The 16,891-nt window shown below is 64.6% G+C and carries 15 protein-coding genes and 1 tRNA gene; 9 read left to right on the top strand and 7 right to left on the bottom strand.

Annotated elements, in window-relative coordinates:
* The first annotated feature begins 6 nt into the window (after positions 1 to 6).
* Together CAPI_RS08680 and CAPI_RS08675 are read left to right on the top strand one after the other, a co-directional pair.
* On the top strand, positions 7 to 510 hold the full coding sequence (locus CAPI_RS08680) for a DinB family protein (RefSeq protein ID WP_018018255.1): 504 nt from the start codon (positions 7 to 9) through the stop codon (positions 508 to 510).
* A gap of 85 nt (positions 511 to 595) precedes the next feature.
* Entirely contained in the window at positions 596 to 958 is a 363-nt protein-coding gene (locus tag CAPI_RS08675; protein ID WP_018018254.1) for a hypothetical protein, read from the top strand.
* Positions 959 to 964: 6 nt separating this feature from the next.
* Here CAPI_RS08675 and CAPI_RS08670 read toward each other — a convergent pair.
* Positions 965 to 1,038, bottom strand: a tRNA-Gly gene (locus tag CAPI_RS08670).
* 66 nt (positions 1,039 to 1,104) lie between these two features.
* On the opposite strand from CAPI_RS08670, the gene dcd reads away from it, so the two are divergent.
* Together dcd and CAPI_RS08660 are read left to right on the top strand one after the other, a co-directional pair.
* Complete coding sequence (gene dcd / locus CAPI_RS08665; RefSeq protein ID WP_026157224.1) at positions 1,105 to 1,668, top strand: dCTP deaminase; 564 nt, start codon at positions 1,105 to 1,107, stop codon at positions 1,666 to 1,668.
* A 44-nt stretch (positions 1,669 to 1,712) separates the two neighbouring features.
* Positions 1,713 to 3,029 (top strand): UDP-glucose dehydrogenase family protein, encoded by a 1,317-nt coding sequence (locus CAPI_RS08660; RefSeq protein ID WP_040356976.1) that lies wholly within the window; start codon positions 1,713 to 1,715, stop codon positions 3,027 to 3,029.
* Positions 3,030 to 3,617: 588 nt separating this feature from the next.
* Here CAPI_RS08660 and CAPI_RS08655 read toward each other — a convergent pair.
* The 6 genes from CAPI_RS08655 to CAPI_RS08630 form a co-directional block, all read right to left on the bottom strand.
* Positions 3,618 to 4,556: a 3-hydroxyacyl-CoA dehydrogenase gene (locus CAPI_RS08655; RefSeq protein WP_018018252.1), complete on the bottom strand. Its 939-nt coding sequence runs from the start codon at positions 4,554 to 4,556 to the stop codon at positions 3,618 to 3,620.
* Positions 4,557 to 4,571: 15 nt separating this feature from the next.
* Positions 4,572 to 5,852: a pyridoxal phosphate-dependent aminotransferase gene (locus CAPI_RS08650; RefSeq protein ID WP_018018251.1), complete on the bottom strand. Its 1,281-nt coding sequence runs from the start codon at positions 5,850 to 5,852 to the stop codon at positions 4,572 to 4,574.
* A 16-nt stretch (positions 5,853 to 5,868) separates the two neighbouring features.
* The gene (locus CAPI_RS08645; RefSeq protein ID WP_018018250.1) at positions 5,869 to 6,501 is read right to left on the bottom strand and encodes a DUF1707 SHOCT-like domain-containing protein; all 633 of its coding nucleotides are present in this window, start codon (positions 6,499 to 6,501) and stop codon (positions 5,869 to 5,871) included.
* Positions 6,502 to 6,525: 24 nt separating this feature from the next.
* Positions 6,526 to 8,472, bottom strand: a complete 1,947-nt coding sequence (locus CAPI_RS08640) for an ABC transporter ATP-binding protein (protein WP_018018249.1) — start codon at positions 8,470 to 8,472, stop codon at positions 6,526 to 6,528.
* The gene (locus CAPI_RS08635) at positions 8,469 to 10,184 is read right to left on the bottom strand and encodes an ABC transporter ATP-binding protein (protein ID WP_018018248.1); all 1,716 of its coding nucleotides are present in this window, start codon (positions 10,182 to 10,184) and stop codon (positions 8,469 to 8,471) included. The genes CAPI_RS08640 and CAPI_RS08635 overlap by 4 nt, the downstream gene beginning before the upstream one ends.
* An 88-nt stretch (positions 10,185 to 10,272) precedes the next feature.
* Positions 10,273 to 11,637 carry an FAD-dependent oxidoreductase gene (locus tag CAPI_RS08630; protein WP_018018247.1) on the bottom strand — a complete coding sequence of 455 codons (1,365 nt, stop codon included), beginning with the start codon at positions 11,635 to 11,637 and terminating at the stop codon, positions 10,273 to 10,275.
* A gap of 288 nt (positions 11,638 to 11,925) precedes the next feature.
* On the opposite strand from CAPI_RS08630, the gene CAPI_RS08625 reads away from it, so the two are divergent.
* From CAPI_RS08625 to CAPI_RS08605, 5 genes are read left to right on the top strand one after another with little or no spacing between them, the layout of a single operon-like run.
* Positions 11,926 to 13,611: a nitrite/sulfite reductase gene (locus CAPI_RS08625; RefSeq protein ID WP_018018246.1), complete on the top strand. Its 1,686-nt coding sequence runs from the start codon at positions 11,926 to 11,928 to the stop codon at positions 13,609 to 13,611.
* A complete protein-coding gene (locus tag CAPI_RS08620; protein ID WP_018018245.1) occupies positions 13,608 to 13,904 on the top strand; it encodes a hypothetical protein in 297 nt (98 codons plus the stop codon). Before CAPI_RS08625 ends, CAPI_RS08620 begins: the two co-directional genes overlap by 4 nt.
* On the top strand, positions 13,897 to 14,673 hold the full coding sequence (locus CAPI_RS08615; RefSeq protein ID WP_018018244.1) for a phosphoadenylyl-sulfate reductase: 777 nt from the start codon (positions 13,897 to 13,899) through the stop codon (positions 14,671 to 14,673). Before CAPI_RS08620 ends, CAPI_RS08615 begins: the two co-directional genes overlap by 8 nt.
* A gap of 20 nt (positions 14,674 to 14,693) precedes the next feature.
* A complete protein-coding gene (gene cysD, locus CAPI_RS08610) occupies positions 14,694 to 15,608 on the top strand; it encodes a sulfate adenylyltransferase subunit CysD (RefSeq protein ID WP_018018243.1) in 915 nt (304 codons plus the stop codon).
* Positions 15,608 to 16,891 (top strand): sulfate adenylyltransferase subunit 1, encoded by a 1,284-nt coding sequence (locus CAPI_RS08605; protein WP_018018242.1) that lies wholly within the window; start codon positions 15,608 to 15,610, stop codon positions 16,889 to 16,891. Before cysD ends, CAPI_RS08605 begins: the two co-directional genes overlap by 1 nt.

The raw sequence follows: 16,891 nt of genomic DNA, 5'->3' as shown, positions 1-16,891 counted from the left end.
GGGGCCATGAATGCACCCGACACCCTCCAAGACCTCGCTGCGCGAGTCCGCTTCTCCCTCGCTGAGCTTCCCCATCTGACGGGCAAGCGCCTCGCCGCCCACCCTGGTGATCACCCCAACTCGGTGGCGTGGCTGCTGTGGCACACCGGCCGCGAACTCGACATCCAGCTCGCGGTGCTTTCCGGCGGGCAGGAGGTATGGGTTTCGCAGGGTTTCAGGAATCAAGTCGCGCTTGGCGAGCTCGGTGACAGCATGGGCTACGGGCACACCCCCGAGCAGGCCCACGCGGTGCACGTCTGCGACGCGGACGTCCTGCTTAACTACGTGTCAGCCTCTTTGGACGCCGTCTCCTCCTACATCGGCGCGGTGGGCGAAGACGCCTGGGACGACACCGTGGATATCTTCGACGGAGAACCCGTCTCACGCCAGGTGCGGGTGACCTCGACCCTCCTCGACGCCCTGGAGCACCTCGCGCAGGTGCACTACGTGGCGGGTATGCCGGCGGTTTAGGTGCCCGTGGGCCGCAACCGCGATTCTGGATACCCCGCGGGAACGCGCCGCGAACGGTTCGGAAGAGGACTGGGCGCCTGCTGACGTGCTGAGCACCGACGGCACCGCGATACCCGCAGCCGAGGGCCAGCTGGTGATCTACAACCGCGCGCCGAACAGGATGGGGGACACAGTGGAGTACAACGAACGCTGGGGCATGCTGCGCGGACCGGAAGATGAGAGCCAGGTAGCGGTCATCGCCGAGGAAGAAGTCCACGTCATCCCTGCCGTGTGGGCCTCGCTATTCGACGCCAAGGCTTTCGCTCCTGGGCTTTCACGTCCCGCACGCGCTTGTGGTCGAATAGGCCCGCCTCGGCACGAAACCGGGGAGCGGCAAAGCAAAAAGCCCTGCACAAGCGGAACACTGTTCCAACCGTACAGGGCCATCTGGCACACATGCCGCGACTGATGACATTGGAGCCGGCGACGAGAATCGAACTCGCACTCTCAGCTTGGGAAGCTGATGTTCTACCACTAAACTACGCCGGCAGCGCGTTTTACTGTAGCACTCGGCTGCCGAGAGATAAAAAACGCACCTCCCGTACACTGATCGACGTGCTTCTCTCTGATCATGACATCCGCGATGCAGTCGATTCCGCCCGGCTCGGTATTGATCCGTACGATGCGGGGTTGGTGCAGCCGTCGTCAGTTGATGTGCGCATGGATAAGTTCTTCCGGGTTTTCAACAACTCGAAGTACACCCACATCGATCCGAAGCTCGAGATGGAGGACCTCACTACTCTCGTTGAGGTCCCCGAGGGAGAGGCGTTTGTCCTGCACCCGGGCGAGTTCGTGCTCGGATCAACGCTGGAGAAGTTCACCCTGCCCGCAGATCTGGCGGGCCGGTTGGAGGGGAAGAGCTCGCTGGGCAGGCTTGGGCTTTTGACCCACTCCACGGCGGGGTTCATCGACCCCGGGTTTTCGGGTTACATCACGTTGGAGCTGTCGAACGTCGCGAACCTGCCGATCACCCTGTGGCCGGGGATGAAGGTGGGGCAGTTGGCGCTGTTCCGCATGACCTCGCCCGCCGAGGTGCCGTACGGTTCCGGAGCGCTCGGATCGAAATACCAGGGGCAGAGGGGACCGACGCCGTCTAAGGCGTATTTGAACTTTCGTTAGCCGCCGCTGAGCACCTGCACTCCCGGCGTGTCATGATGGAGCGCATGCGTATGACGGTTATCGGCACCGGTTACCTCGGTGCAACGCACGCCGCCTGCATGGCCGAGCTTGGCCATGAGGTGCTGGGTGTGGACGTGGACGAAAGCAAGATCTCCCGCCTGTCTAGCGGGGAGGTGCCGTTTTTCGAGCCGGGGTTGCCCGAGGTCCTCGAGCGCAATATCCAGGCCGGCCGGCTCGATTTTACGACGGATTACGCACGCGCAGCCGACTTCGCCACGGTTCATTTCATCGGGGTGGGCACCCCCCAGCAGCGCGGGTCTTACGCGGCTGACACGCGCTATGTCGAGGCCGTCATCGACGATCTGGTGCCCCAGCTCACCGGCGATCACGTCATCTTCGGCAAGTCGACGGTCCCTGTTGGCACTGCCGCGGCCCTCCAGGAGCGTGCCGACGCTTTGTCTAAACCGGACACGACCGTCGAGATTGCCTGGAACCCCGAGTTCCTGCGCGAGGGTTACGCGGTAAAGGACACCATCGAGCCGGACCGCATCGTCCTGGGCACGTGCGGGGTGGATTCCCGTGCGGAAGCGATCGCCCGCGAAATCTATGCCATCCCGCTGGCGCGTGAAACACCCTTCCTCGTGACGAATCTCCAGACCGCCGAGCTGGTCAAGGTGTCGGCCAACGCGTTCTTGGCCACGAAGATCTCCTTCATCAACGCCGTCAGCGAGGTCTGCGAGATCGTCGGCGCGGACGTCACCCAACTTGCCGACGCCATCGGCCACGACGACCGCATCGGCCGCAAGTTCCTGGGCGCAGGCCTCGGCTTCGGCGGCGGTTGCCTGCCCAAGGACATCCGGGCGTTTATGGCGCGCGCCGGTGAGCTCGGCGCCGACCAGGCCCTGGCCTTCCTCCGTGAGGTCGACGCGATCAACATGCGCCGCCGCCAGCGCGTCGTCGACCTTGCGCGCGAAGAACTCGGCTCTCTCATCGGCCGCCGCATCACCGTCCTGGGCGCCGCGTTCAAGCCCAATTCCGACGACGTCCGCGATTCGCCTGCCCTTGCCGTTGCAGGCCAGCTCTCCCTCGCGGGTGCCGCCGTGCGCGTCTACGACCCCGAGGCCATGGACAACGCCCGCCGCGTCTTCCCGACCCTCGACTACGCCACCTCCCTCGACGACGCCCTCACCGGCGCTGAACTCGTCATCCTCGCCACCGAGTGGCAACAGTTCCGTGAGATGGATCCCGCCCATGCCGGCGAGCTCGTGCAGGATCGCTTGCTTATCGACGGCCGCAACGTGCTCACCACCGAGGCGTGGCAGGCCGCGGGGTGGAGGCTCCGCGCCCTGGGCCGGGGATAATCCCCTTTGCGTTCCCTGCGTTCTTACCCGTTAATGCGCCCCGCGCCCGGCCCTCGCCGCCGTGGGTGTCTCCGTGCGCAGTCCCGCAATTTCTATGATTGTGGGTTTCCCCTGCGGGCGTCGTGGCAAAACGGTGGGCGCGCGCCACAGCCGTGCTGTTATCCACAGTCTACGTCCTCTGAGCTCTCACGCCTTGACACGTCGGGGTTGAGGCCGACGGCGCGGAGGCCAGCGGCCACCTGCGTATAGCTCGGACCAAGCCGCGACCTCTCAAGGTTGCGCAGCAAAGGGCGGAAGGCTTGCGACGGGGCGGTGGTGCGACTTCAAAGCTGAGTCTAGAACTCCTTGCGGGCTCACATTCTTCCCGACGATGAAGGGGGTTCCCCGCGCTAGCGGGGAGGAGCCCCCTGTTGCTTCGGTGCAGGGGAACCTGTGGGTATTGGCGCGGGAAACAGCTCGAATATCGGTCACGGAGGCTACCACGGCGTACCGGATGAGGTTGGCCCAAGCGGGTGAGGTAGCGCCGTGACGAGAAAACGGCCGGGGAGAAAGCCGCGAACCCAAAGTGAGGGGCCGAAAAGACGTGCCCTACTTCCCAGGATCGACCGGCGGGTACTTCTTCTTCGCGGCCTCGGACAGCCCAGTGGGGTTGCCATTTTCGTCGTAGACATAGAAACCTTGGCCGGACTCTTTTCCGATGTTGCCCTTGTCGATGAATTCTTGCTTCAGGCGTCGGCTGAACTCGGCGGCAAGCGGGTCGCCCGTTGCTGCGCGATTCTTCGTGATCTCGTAGGCCACGCCCAATCCGGTGTTGTCCTGCGCGAGGAACGGACTGAGCTGTTCGGACCCCGCGATCATGGCGGCGACCTCATCCAGCGTTTCAATATCAGCGACTCCCTTGACCCACATGTCGCGCGCTTGGTCGACCCAGGTGGAGTAGAAGGAGTTGATGATGTACTTCGCGTGCTCGCGGTGCAGCCGGATGGGGCGCATGCCCATCGTCTGCGCAAACTCGATCACCTGTTCTACGATTTCCGGGTTCGTATCTCGAGTCGGCATAACCTCGACGACGTTGGCGATGTGGATATTGTTCGCAAAGTGGTAGGCCAAGAACTTCTCGGGCCGCCCGGTTGCGTCCTTGAAGTCGCTGGGCAGCAGAGTCGAGGTGTTTGTGAGAAGGACGGTCTTCTCCGGCAAGAACCTGGCCAGGCGTGTGTAGGTGTCCCGCTTGATCTCTAGGTTCTCGGGCACGGCCTCGATAACGTAGTCGGCGTCTCTGGCTGCGTCCTCGAGGGTCGTCGTGAAAGTGATGGCAGCAGCGGCGGCCGCGGCCGTGTCTTCGGAAACTCCCTCAAGATCGCGGGTGTAGTTGCCGGCGATCGTTTGTACCCGTCTCTTCGCGGCTTCGATGGCGTCGTCATTGATGTCGTAGGAGGTGACATCGTGGCCGTAAAAGGCGAGGCGGTAGGCAATTTGGGCACCGAGGTTACCGGCGCCCAGCACAGAAACAGTCTTGGTCTTTGTCATGCCCAGAGCGTACCCCTAGTGCTGGTGGTAGTCGCTGAGGAAGTTGCCCAGCCGTTCGATCGCATTCTCCAGCTGTGACGCCCACGGCAGGGTGACCACGCGGAAGTGGTCGGGGGTGGGGTAGTTGAAGCCCGTGCCCTGAACCATAAGTATCTTCTCGGATTTGAGCAGGTCCAGCATGAAGCGTTCGTCGTCGTGGATGTTGTACATCTGGGTGTCGATCTTGGGGAAGGCGTAGAGTGCCCCCTTCGGCTCGACGACGGACACGCCGGGGATCTCGCGCAGCTTGTTCACGGCGACGTCGCGCTGCTCCAGCAGCCGCCCGCCCGCACCGGTGAGCTGGTAGATCGATTGCCGGCCACCGAGGGCGACCTGGATGGCGTGCTGGCCCGGAACGTTGGCGCACAACCGCGTGCCGGAGAGCAGATCAAGGCCCTCGATGAAGCCCTTGGCGCGGCGGCGCGGCCCGGTGATGATCATCCACCCGGCGCGGTACCCCGCGACGCGGTACGCCTTGGACAACCCGTTAAAGGTGACGGTGAGCAGGTCGGGGCCGACTTCGGCCATGGAGATGTGGTGGGCTCCGTCGTAAAGAATGCGGTCGTAGATCTCGTCGGCGAAGACGATCAGCTCGTGCTCGCGCGCAATGGCCGCGATGCCCTCGAGGGTTTCGCGCGAGTACACCGCCCCGGTCGGGTTGTTCGGGTTGATCACCACGATGGCCTTGGTGCGTGGCGAAACCTTGGCCCGGATGTCTTCGAGCGAGGGGTTCCAGTTGTCTTCCTCGTCGCACACGTAGTGCACGGGGGTGCCACCCGCGAGGGTGGACGCGGCCGTCCAGAGCGGGTAATCGGGTGTGGGGATAAGGATCTCATCGCCGTCGTTGAGCAGGGCCTGCGTGGCCATCGAGATCAGCTCGGACACGCCGTTGCCCAGGTAGACGTCGTCGATGTCGAAGGGGGGGAAGGCCTCGATCTCCTCGTACCGGGTGACCACGGCGCGGCGCGCGGGGATGATGCCCTTGGACGTGGAGTACCCCTGGGAGGTGGGCAGCGCCGCGATCATGTCGCGCATGATCACGTCGGGGGCGTCGAAGCCGAAGATCGCCGGATTGCCCGTGTTGAGCTTCAGGATCGTGTGCCCATCGCGCTCCATGTCCTCGGCGGTGGCGCTCACGGGCCCGCGAATGTCGTAAAAGACGTTCTTCAGCTTGTCCGCCTGGTCAAAGTGGCGGTGCTTCTTCACTCCCGGGGCCACGCTTTTCGACGTCTCCAGCTCCGCTTGCTTTTTACTCATGGAGCAAGTCTAGCCACTACCGTTTCCTGAACCGGCTCATAGTTTGCTGAGCGACGTCGAGCGCATCGGACTTCAATTGCTCCAATTGGTGCTGGCGCTGGACGCGAAGGAGAGCCGCTTGCTGCGCGTTCGCGGCCTCGATTTCAAGCTGCTTCGCCTTGACCAGCTGGCGGCGGTGGCGCTCCAGCTGGCGCAGGCTGGGGGCGTACCAAGAATTCGGGCCGACCTTCATGACGTATAGCAGGATGAATAACGTGGGGATAAGCAGCAGGAGAAGGGCGGGGGCTCCACTGCCGGATACCGCGGTAAGCAGCGATGTGGCACCCACCGCGCCGATGGATCCGAGCCAGAACACGCCGGCCCGGATGTGCTGGCCCGAGCGGCGTGCAGCGGCGATTTCCGGCGCCGTGTACACGGCGACGTTCCCGGTGCTCGGCGCCGGCACCGCACCCACGCCGGTCGGGTTCTGGGGCAGGTCCGCGAAGACCTCCGCGAGGTCGGAGTGGAACTGAGCCGCGGCGATCCGGGAGCACCGCTGGTCGAACTCGTCCATTGTGATCCTGCCCTCGCCGAGCGCGCGGCTCAGGGCAGTCGTCGCTTCAGATCGCTCGGCATCGCTGATGCGGAAGTTCCCGTACGAGGTGCTCACACCCGCTAGCTTAGCGCGCGACGGCTAGTCGTCTCCGGCGAACTGGGACTGGTTGAGCTGCCAGTACGCACCCTCCTTGGCCAGCAGCTCCCGGTGCGTTCCCTGTTCGACGATGCGCCCAGCCTCCATGACGAGGATGAGGTCCGCGTCGCGGATCGTGGACAACCGGTGGGCGATGACGAAGGACGTGCGGTCTGAGCGCAGCGCCTTCATCGCATCCTGGACGAGGACCTCCGTGCGGGTGTCTACGGAAGACGTGGCTTCGTCGAGGATGAGGATGGCCGGCCGCGACAGAAAGGCGCGGGCAATCGTGATCAGCTGGCGCTCCCCGGCCGAGACGGAGCCGCCGTCTTGGTCGACCACGGTGTCGTAGCCGTCGGGAAGCGAGTGCACGAAGCGGTCCACGTAGGTGGCCTTGGCGGCGGCGAGGATCTCCTCGTCGGTGGCGTCGAGCCGGCCGTAGCGAATGTTGTCCCAGATCGTGCCCTTGAATAGGACCGCGTCCTGCAGGACCATGCCGATGTTTCCTCGCAGCTCGGCGCGGGAGAGCGAGCGCGTGTCCACGCCGTCGATGCGGATCACCCCGTCGTCGATGTCGTAGAAGCGCATGAGCAGGTTGACAAGGGTGGTCTTGCCCGCGCCTGTCGGGCCGACAATCGCCGCGGTCTGGCCGGGAGCCACCCGCAGGGACAAGTCCTGGATGAGGGGCTCGTCGGTGTAGGAGAAGGATACGTGGTCGAACTCGACGAGCCCGGAGGTGGGCGTGTCGAGCGTGGCCGTGGCGGCGTCCGGGTGTTCTTCCTCCGCGTCGAGGAATTCGAAGACGCGCTCCGCGGAAGCGACACCAGACTGGATCATCTGCGCCATGCCAGCGAGCTCACCGAGCGGTTGGTTGAACTGGCGCGAGTACTGGATGAACGCGGTGGCGTCGCCAAGCGTCATGTGCCCTGATGCGACCTTAAGCCCACCGAACACCGCGATCACCACGTAGGAAAGGTAGGAGACGAACTGCATGATCGGCTGCATCGAGTTGGCCAGGAACTGCGCGGACCGCGAGGAGGTGTAGAGGGCCTCGTTGCGCGCGTCGAACTCCTCGCGCAGTGCGTCCGTCCGGCCGAAGATGAGCGCAACCTCGTGGCCGGTGAAGGACTCCTCTACGTGCCCGTTGAGCTCGCCCGTGGACTTCCACTGCGCGGTGAACTGGCGCTGGCTGCGGGAGCCGATCACGGCGACCAAAAGCCCGGTCAGCGGCAGCGCGAGCAGCGCCACAAGAGCGAGCTGCCACGAGATCCAGAACATCATTGCCACAATCCCGAGCAGCATCAAGAGGGAATTGAACAACTGGGACAGCGCCTGCTGCAGGGCCTGCTGGATGTTGTCCACGTCGTTGGTGGTGCGCGACATGACGTCGCCACGCTGGCGCGAATCGAAGTAGTTCAGCGGCAGCCTGTTGAGCTTCGCCTCCACGTCCTGTCGCAGCCGGAAGACAGACGACATGGTGATCCTGTTGAGCACCGCGCCTTGCAGCCACATCAACAGACTCGAAAAGACGTAGAGTGCGACTACCGCGAGGATGAACGTGCGCAGACGGTCGAAGTCGATGCCTTCACCGGGGCGCAGGTCCATGGCCTGGGCCATGTCCGCGAATCGGTCTTGCCCCGCCGCGCGCAACCCGTCGATCGCCTGTTCCTTGCTCACGCCGGCGGGCAGCATTGTGGACACAGCTCCGGAGAAGATCACGTCCGTCGCGTGGCCTAGGACGCGGGGCGCGTAGACGGAGAGGAGGACGGACGCCGCGTTCATAACCAACACGGCGGCTAGGCTCAGCTTGTACGGGGCGAGTAAGCCAATCAGGCGCTTCGCCGAGGGCCAAAACGCTTTGACCTTCCGCGGTGCCCTGCCGCCGAAGTCGTCTCCAGCCATCTTCTCTTCGTACGCGGCCAGCTGCTCGTTGGTTAAGTGCTCGCTCATGCGTTCACCTCCCGTTGAGACTCGCAGATCTCGCGGTAGGTTTCGCTTCCGCTCAACAGCTCCTCGTGAGTGCCACGTGCGACGATCCGCCCGGCGTCCAAGACGAGGATCTGGTCGGCATGGCTTATCGACGCCACACGCTGCGCCACCAGCACGACCGTGGCCGAGCGGGTGTACTCGGTCATCGCCTCGCGCACCCTGGCGTCCGTCGTCGCGTCGAGCGCGGAGAAGGAATCGTCGAAGAGGTAGACCGCGGGGTGCGCCACAAACATCCGGGCGATGCTGAGGCGTTGACGTTGGCCCCCGGAGACGTTCGTGCCACCCTGGGCGATGGGCATGTCGAGGTCCTCGACGAAGGCGGCCTGGGCGACGCGGAGGGCATCCCACAGTTCCTCATCCGTGGCACCGGGGCGGCCCATCCGCAGGTTTGAGGCGACGGTGCCGCTAAACAAGTACGCCTTCTGCGGCACGAGTGAGACGCGCGAGACGATATCGGGGCGTGACATGGTGGTCACGCTGGTGCCGTCGAGAAGAACTGCCCCGGAAGTCGCGTCCCGCAGGCGAGGGATGAGGGAGAGCAGCGTCGACTTACCCGATCCGGTTGACCCGATGATCGCCGTAGTCGTGCCGGGCGTCGCGGTGAAAGAAATATCGTGGAGGACGGGTTCGGCCGCGCCGGGGTAAGTGTAGGACACCGAGTCGAAGGTGACAACACCATCCGCTGCCGCGGGCGTCACCGTGGTAGCGGGCTCGGGGATACTGGGCGTGTGCTGGAGAAGCTCCGCGATGCGGCGAGCGCAGACGATGGCGCGGGGCAGCATCATCATCATGAACGTGCCCATCATGACGGCCACGAGTATCTGCATGAGGTACTGCATGAACGCGGTTAGCGAGCCGACTTCCACCAGGCCCGCGTCGACGCGGTGCCCGCCGAACCACAACACGGCGGCCGTGGCCACGTTGAGGATCAGCATGATGACCGGGAAGAGGAGAACGAAGACGCGGCCGATGTTGCGAGAAACACGGGTGATGTCGCTGTTGGCGTCGGTGAACCGCTTGCTTTCAAACTCCTCCCGTCCGAAGGCGCGCACGACTCGGATCCCGGCGATGTGCTCACGCAGCACGCCGTTGATCGTGTCCAGCCGGTCCTGCATCTTTTTAAACATGGGCATGAGCAGGGAAATGAGAACGCCCACCACGACGGCGAGGACCGCGACGGCGGCGACGACAAGCCAGGACATTCCGGGGTCCTGGCGCAGCGCCATGATCACACCGCCGATCGCCATGATGGGGGCGGCGACCATGAAGCTGAGAAACAGGATGAACACCATCTGGACTTGCTGCACGTCGTTGGTGCCGCGGGTGACCAGGGTGGGTGCGCCGAAGTGCGCGAGGTCTTCGGCGGAGAAACTGCTCACCTTCGTGTACACCAAGCGGCGCACGTCTCTGCCGACGCCCATCGCGGCGCGGGCAGAGAGCCACACGGCGCCCACCGCCGCGATGACTTGGACGAAGGCGACGGCGAGCATGACCCCGCCTGTTCGCCAGATGTAGGGGACGTCGGCCTGGGCGACACCGGTGTCAATGATGTTTGCGTTGAGGTCGGGCAGGTACAGCGTGGCGATCGTCGTGATGAGCTGCAAGACGATGACCGCAACGATCACACCCGTATACGGCCTCGACGCACGGGTGAGGATTCTGAGGAGATCCACGGTGCGGGCCCTTTCTTCGTGATGGGACCACGCAAGCGTATACCTAGCCGACGGGGGGCGTCTGAATGTCAGCCCTGCACCTGCAGCGCTACGGCACCTGCGGCACGGTGCGGGCCCGCTCGACCATGTCCTCCCACTCGACGATCTTCTTGCGCTCGCGCGGCAGGCGGCTGCACTCGGCGCCGAGGGCACGCTCGGCTTCGTCCAAGCGGTACCAGCCGTCCCACGTGGTGTAGGCGATATTGCGCTCCTCCAGCAGGCCGATGATCGCGTCCGCGTCGGTGTGCTTCGGGGTGTTCAGCTTGCCGGCGTCAGCGTCGGCGATCAGCATGTCGGTCGTTTCTTTCGCATCCGACTTGGTGTTGCCGATCAAGCCGACCGGGCCGCGCTTGATCCAGCCGGTGACGTAGAGGGAGTCTTCAAAACCCTCCTCACCGAGCACGTGGCCGCCGTCGTTGGGGATGACGTTGCGCTCGAGGTCGAAGGGCACTCCCTCAACGGGCTCGGAGCGGTATCCGATGGCGTGGTAGACCTGCTGCACCGGCCAATCGGTAAACGACCCGGTCCCGCGGACGCCGCCCTCGCCGTCGAACTCCTGGCGCTCGGTGCGGATTCCGACGATCGCGTCGCCCTCGGTGAGCACCTCGACCGGCTCCTCAAAGAAGTGGATGTGGATCTTGTGCGGGCTGTCGTCGGGCTCGCGCATAGCGTACTGCTCGAGGACCTGGCAGTTCAGGTCGATGGACTTGTCCGCGCGGCGTAGGTCCTCCGAGGCCTGGTCGTAATCGATGTCTTCGGGGTCGACGAGCACCTGGATGGTGTCGGACTCGTCGAGCTCGCGCAACTCCTTGGGGGTGAACTTCGCGTTGGCGGGGCCGCGTCGGCCGAACATGTGCACCACCTTGGCGCGGTTGGCGCGCAGCGAGTCGTGTACGTTGTCGGGGATTTCGGTGACAAGAAGCTCGTCGCCGGTCTTGGCCAGGATGCGGGAGATGTCGAGGGCGACGTTGCCCACGCCAATGACAGCGACCTCGCGCGCCTGCAGGTTCCAGGACCGCTCGAAGCGTGGGTTGCCGTCGTAGAAGCCGACGAACTCGCCTGCGCCGATGGACGTGTCTCCACCAGGGATGAGCAGCTCGCGGTCGCGCACAGCACCGGTAGAGATGACGATCGCGTCATAGTAATCGCGCAACTCCTCAATGGTCACGTCCTTACCCACCTCGATGTTGCCCAGCAGGCGCAGGTGAGGCTTATCCAGCACGCGGTGAAGGGAGGTGACGATTCCCTTGATGCGGGGGTGGTCCGGCGCGACCCCGTAGCGGATGAGGCCGAATGGCGCCGGCATCTGCTCGAAGAGGTCGACGTGGATGTCGTGATCTTCGTTGCGAATGAGCAGGTCGGAGGCGTAAATGCCGGCGGGGCCAGCGCCAATCACAGCGACGCGCAGACTCATGTGCGGGTAATCCTTTCCACGGTAATTCGTATGTAGTGGGCCATCATAGCCCATAGACCGCTCGGTCTGTAAAGGGGGCGGTTTCTCCAGCTTTGCCCACCCCGGCCCTCACGGGGCGTTGGCCCTCGCTCACTTTCACAATATATTCACCGCTATACGGGCAGGTCAAAGAGCGTGATGAGAGTCACGGCGTTGTGGCGGACCAAGGTGTCCGGCAGACTTACGTGGCAACACCGAACCGCGTCCTTTCTAGACCGATCGGTACGAAACGTTGAGACAGGAGCTTTCATGGTCGCCCAAACCACGGCAACCCGCCGGACCCGAGAGGTGAAGGCGCGCGCCGCAAAGCCCGAGGGGCAGTGGCTTATCGACGGCACCACGCCGCTGAACCACGACGAGGAACTCAAGCAGCTCGAACCCGTGATGCAGGTCAAGCAGCGCGTCATTGACATCTACTCCAAGCAGGGTTTCGCATCCATTCCTCCGGAGGACCTCGCACCGCGCTTTAAGTGGCTGGGAATGTACACGCAGCGCAAGCAGAACCTCGGCGGGGAGTTCACCGGCCAGGACAACTCCGTGCTGCAGGACGAGTACTTCATGATGCGTATTCGCTTCGACGGCGGGCGCTGCACCTCCGCGCAGGCGCGCGTTGTCGGTGAGATCTCGCGCGATTACGCTCGCTCGACGGTCGACCTCACCGACCGGCAGAACATCCAGCTGCACTGGGTCCGAATCGAGGACGTCCCGACGATCTGGGACAAGCTCGACTCCGTCGGCCTCAACACCTGGGACGCCTGCGGCGACGTGCCGCGCGTCGTGCTCGGTTCTCCCGTCGCGGGGATCGCCAAAGACGAGATCATCGACGCCACGCCGGCGATCGAGGAAATCCAGCACATCCACACCAACGAGGAGTTCCAAAACCTCCCGCGCAAGTTCAAATCCGCGATCTCTGGCAACTCCCGCCAGGACGTGGTCCACGAGATCAACGACATCGCCTTCATCGGCGTCGTCCACCCCGAGCTGGGCCCGGGTTTCGAGTGCTTCGTCGGCGGCGGCCTGTCCACCAACCCTATGCTGGCGCAATCGCTCGGCGCGTTTGTCACCCTTGAACAGGTCCCCGAGGTGTGGGCCAACGTGGTGCGCATCTTCCGCGACTACGGCTACCGCCGACTGCGCAACCGCGCCCGCCTGAAGTTCCTCGTCGCGCAGTGGGGCATCGAGAAGTTCCGGCAGGTCCTGGAGGAGCAATACCTGGGCTATTCGCTTCCCGACGGCCCCCGCGCCCCCAGCAACCTCGTCGACAGGGACCACATCGGGGTCCACGAGCAAAAAGACGGACGCTTCTACATCGGGGTCAAGCCGACGCTGGGCCACATGTCCGGCGAGCAGCTCATCGCGGTTTCAAACCTCGTCGAGTCTTACGGGATCACCCGGTTGCGGTTCACCCCGTTTAAGGAGCTGCTTTTCCTGGACGTGGAGCCGGAGGACGTCGAGAAGCTGCAGGCCGACCTCGAAGGAATGGGCCTGTACTCTCAGCCGAGCGAGTTTCGCCGCGGGCTCCTGTCGTGCACAGGGCTGGAGTACTGCAAGCTCGCGCACGTGACCACGAAGTCCCGGGCCATCGAATTGGCCGACGAGCTGGAGGAGCAGTTCGGGGACCTCGACTCTCCAATCACGATTTCGCTCAACGGCTGCCCCAACGCCTGCGCCCGCCACCACGTCTCGGACATCGGGCTCAAGGGCCAGATGGTGGTCAACGACCAGGGTGAAAAGGTAGAAGGCTTCCAGGTCCACCTGGGCGGCACGATCGGAGAGGGCGCCAACTTCGGCCGCAAGCTGCGGGGGCACAAAGTCCTGTCCACCGAGCTGACGGAATACGTCACGCGGGTGGTGCACAACTACGTGGACAAGCGCGCGGACGGCGAGACCTTCCGCGCCTGGCTGCGGCGCGCGGACGAGGCGGACCTGCTGTGAGTCTGCGCCGTGCCCCCAACCCCAGCAGGAATTTCCCCACCTACTGCCCCTACTGCGCGGGGGAGGAGCTGTACCCGGACGAGGTGACGGACTTCGGGTGGAAGTGCGGCGAGTGTTTGCGCGTCTTCGAGGTGAAGTTCCACGGCCAAGACGATCCCGTGACGCCGCCGGCCCGAGCGAAATCGACGCAGGAGGCACTCCAGGACTCGTTGGCCAGGCACGGACACGCTGCGGTCCTACGTGAAGTGGGTCAGACTGGACAAGACCTACGAGAGGGAAAGAAGAATGCTTAACTTATTAAACGGAGCGGGAAACTACCGGGACCCCGAAGTCTCCCCCGAAGGCCCCACCGAAACACGGCCGCTGTCGGAGGCACAGCGGGAGAGCAACGCGCGACTCGTCGACACCTACGCGGCCGAGCTGTACGAGGCCCCAGCCGAGGAGATTCTCGCCTGGGCTCACGAGCACGTCCACGGCCCGCTGGTTGTCACCCTCTCGATGGAAAACACCGTCTTGGCGGAGCTCGCGCACCGGCACCTGCCGGACGCAGACTTCCTTTTCCTCGATACCGAATACCACTTCCCCGAAACGATGGAGGTGGCCGACCAGGTCGAACACCGCTACCCGCGCCACCGGCTGGTCCGTGCGAAGGCCGTCCTCCCTCGCCCCGAGCAGGATCGCGTCTACGGGCCCGGGCTGTACCGGTCGAACCCAACCGCCTGCTGCAGGATGCGCAAAGTCGAGCCGCTCGCGGTGTCCCTCTCCCCGTACATCGGGTGGGTCACTGGTCTGCGCCGCGCCGACGGACCCACGCGTGCTGAGGCTCCCGCTCTGTCCCTGGACCACACCGGGCGGCTCAAGATTTCGCCGCTGATCACGTGGACGCTTGAGGAAACCGAGGAGTTCATAAACGACAACGACCTTATTATCCACCCGCTGACCAGGCAGGGCTACCCGTCGATCGGGTGCGCCACCTGCACCCTCCCGGTGGCGGAGGGGCAGGACCCGCGCGCCGGGCGGTGGGCGTTTTCCGCCAAGACCGAATGCGGCTTGCACGAGTAGGGCACGAGCAGAGGAGATACATGACTATCGCAACGAACCGGCAGATCTCGCCCCACCTGAAGGATCTGGAGGACGAATCCATCCACATTCTGCGCGAGGTGGCGGGGCAGTTCGACAAGATCGGGCTGCTTTTCTCCGGCGGCAAGGACTCGTGCGTGGTGCTCGAGCTCGCGCGGCGCGCCTTCTTTCCGGCGGCGATGCCTCTCGAATTGCTCCACGTGGACACCGGCCACAACTTTCCGGAGGTGATCGAGTTCCGCGATCGGATCGTCGAAGACTACGGTGTGCGCCTGCGCGTTGCCGCAGTGCAGGACTGGATCGACCGGGGCGACCTAGTGGAGCGGCCCGACGGCACCCGGAACCCCTTGCAAACGGTTCCGCTCGTGGACACCATCGCTGAGGTCGGTTACGACGCCGTCCTCGGCGGCGCACGACGTGACGAGGAGAGGGCCCGGGCGAAGGAACGCGTGTTCTCCGTGCGGGATGCCTTCGGCGGGTGGGATCCCCGCCGCCAGCGTCCCGAGCTGTGGGACCTGTACAACGGTGAGAAGCTGCCGGGGGAGAACATCCGGGTGTTCCCTATCTCCAACTGGACCGAGGCCGACGTGTGGGAGTACATCGGCGCCCGCGGCATCGAGCTTCCCGGCATCTACTTCGCCCACGACCGCGAGGTGTTCAACCGCGGCGGAATGTGGCTCACGGCCGGCGAGTGGGGAGGCCCGCGCGACGGCGAAGAACTCGTGGTCAAGCGCGTGCGCTACCGCACGGTGGGGGATATGTCCTGCACCGGGGCGGTTGAATCTACCGCCGAGACGATCGACGAGGTACTCGCCGAAATTGCCAGCTCCACTCTGACCGAGCGCGGCGCAACCCGCGCGGACGACCGACTCAGCGAGTCCTCGATGGAGGACCGCAAGAAAGAGGGGTACTTCTGATGACCGCCACGTGTCCCGCCGCGAGTGACGTCCTCGCGCAGCGTCAGACCCTCCGCCTGTGCACCGCTGGTTCCGTCGATGACGGTAAGTCCACCTTCGTCGGACGCCTCCTGCACGACACGAAGTCGGTGCTCGCCGACCAGCTCGCCTCCGTCGAGCGCACCTCCGCCGACCGCGGTTTCGACGGGCTCGACCTATCCCTGCTCGTCGACGGCCTGCGCGCCGAGCGCGAACAGGGCATCACTATCGACGTCGCCTACCGCTACTTCGCCACCGACAAGCGCACGTTCATCCTCGCGGACACGCCGGGCCACGTGCAATACACGCGCAACACGGTGACGGGCATGTCCACGTCGCAAGTGGTTGTGCTTCTTGTCGACGTCCGGCACGGCGTGGTCGAACAAACCATCCGCCACCTCACCGTGGCCGCGCTACTCGGCGTGAAAACCGTCATCCTCGGAGTGAACAAGATCGACCTCGTCGGGTACTCCGAGGAGGTCTTCTCCCGCATCCGCGAGGTGTTTGAGACCAAGGCCGCGGAGCTCGGCATCGCGGAGCCGCACGTCGTGCCCATGTCGGCCCTCAAAGGTGACAACGTGGTGGAACGCTCGGCGAACACCGAGTGGTACACCGGCCCCACCGTCCTGGAGCTGCTTGAATCCATCCCCGTTAACTCGGGGCGGGCGCTCGACCTCGGCTTCCGCTTCAACATCCAGTACGTCCTGCGCGAGCACACCAGCGACTACCGGGGTTACGCGGGCCGCGTGAACGCAGGGGCCATCAGCGTCGGCGACGCGGTCACCGCCGGCGGGCGCCAGACGACGGTACAGCACATCGACACCGCTGACGGAGAGCTCGACCAGGCGCGCGCCGGCGACTCGGTGGTGTTGCGCCTTGCGGATGAGATCGACCTCGTCCGAGGTGACCTCATCTCCGCGGGGTCCCAGCCCCAGCTCACTCGGGAATTCACGGCAACCGTCGTGGGGCTGACGGAGAAGGAGATCACGGCAGGACAAACCGTCAAGCTGCGCCTGGGCACAGCACTGGTGCGCGCCCGCGTTGCCAGCGTCGATGCGGTGCTCGACATTGATTCCCCGGCCGGTGATCTCGCGAACCCCGCGTCTTTCGGGCTCAACGACATCGCGGTAGTAACGGTGCAGTCCGCCCAGGACCTGCCAGTAGAGGCGTACGCCGCCCGCGGGGCAGTGGGCTCCTTCCTGCTCATCGACCACGCCAGCGGGAACACACTCGCCGCCGGCCTGGTGGGAAACCGGTTGAGGTAA

The sequence above is a fragment of the Corynebacterium capitovis DSM 44611 genome (genome assembly GCF_030440535.1).
In the GTDB taxonomy this organism is placed as follows: domain Bacteria; phylum Actinomycetota; class Actinomycetes; order Mycobacteriales; family Mycobacteriaceae; genus Corynebacterium; species Corynebacterium capitovis.
The sequence above is the reverse complement of the archived record's forward strand: the minus strand, read 5'-3'. Positions and strand labels throughout refer to the sequence as shown.

What these genes read in the sequence shown, in the direction of transcription:
- CAPI_RS08630 (WP_018018247.1), bottom strand. Translation starts at nt 11,637, where the DNA reads ATGAGTCTGCGCGTCGCTGTGATTGGCGCTGGCCCCGCCGGCATTTAC.
- CAPI_RS08625 (WP_018018246.1), top strand. Translation starts at nt 11,926, where the DNA reads ATGGTCGCCCAAACCACGGCAACCCGCCGGACCCGAGAGGTGAAGGCG.
- CAPI_RS08650 (WP_018018251.1), bottom strand. Translation starts at nt 5,852, where the DNA reads ATGAGTAAAAAGCAAGCGGAGCTGGAGACGTCGAAAAGCGTGGCCCCG.
- CAPI_RS08680 (WP_018018255.1), top strand. Translation starts at nt 7, where the DNA reads ATGAATGCACCCGACACCCTCCAAGACCTCGCTGCGCGAGTCCGCTTC.
- CAPI_RS08655 (WP_018018252.1), bottom strand. Translation starts at nt 4,556, where the DNA reads ATGACAAAGACCAAGACTGTTTCTGTGCTGGGCGCCGGTAACCTCGGT.
- CAPI_RS08660 (WP_040356976.1), top strand. Translation starts at nt 1,713, where the DNA reads ATGCGTATGACGGTTATCGGCACCGGTTACCTCGGTGCAACGCACGCC.
- cysD (WP_018018243.1), top strand. Translation starts at nt 14,694, where the DNA reads ATGACTATCGCAACGAACCGGCAGATCTCGCCCCACCTGAAGGATCTG.
- CAPI_RS08640 (WP_018018249.1), bottom strand. Translation starts at nt 8,472, where the DNA reads ATGAGCGAGCACTTAACCAACGAGCAGCTGGCCGCGTACGAAGAGAAG.
- CAPI_RS08615 (WP_018018244.1), top strand. Translation starts at nt 13,897, where the DNA reads ATGCTTAACTTATTAAACGGAGCGGGAAACTACCGGGACCCCGAAGTC.
- CAPI_RS08605 (WP_018018242.1), top strand. Translation starts at nt 15,608, where the DNA reads ATGACCGCCACGTGTCCCGCCGCGAGTGACGTCCTCGCGCAGCGTCAG.